Origin of the sequence: Halomonas sp. ND22Bw (genome assembly GCF_003011945.1) — a bacterium.
Lineage (GTDB): Bacteria > Pseudomonadota > Gammaproteobacteria > Pseudomonadales > Halomonadaceae > Halomonas > Halomonas halophila.
The window spans coordinates 1-235 of record NZ_PXWD01001814.1; the positions used below are offsets into that span (position 1 = coordinate 1).

1 protein-coding gene is annotated in these 235 nt (G+C 68.9%); it reads left to right on the forward strand.

Features of this window, described 5'->3' with window-relative positions:
* Positions 1–41 precede the first annotated feature (41 nt).
* Positions 42–235 (forward strand): CopD family protein (locus CVH10_RS24525; protein WP_181244767.1); only part of this gene is annotated, 194 nt, incomplete at its 3' end.

Sequence of the window (235 nt, forward strand, 5' to 3'; positions counted from 1 at the left end):
GCGCCTGCGCGCGGCGTCCGCGGCACGGAGTCCCTCACCCGGTGCTTGACGCTTCGTACCCCTGGATCAAGGCCTTCCTCGTCATCGCGGTGATGGCCTGGTTTGCGGCGATGCTCTACCTGCCGCGCCTGTTCGTCTATCACGCCGCCCTGGTGCCGGGGCCGCACGCGGCGGCTCAGTCCGAGACCTTCAAGGTCATGGAGCGGCGCCTCTTGAAGGCGATCATGACCCCGGC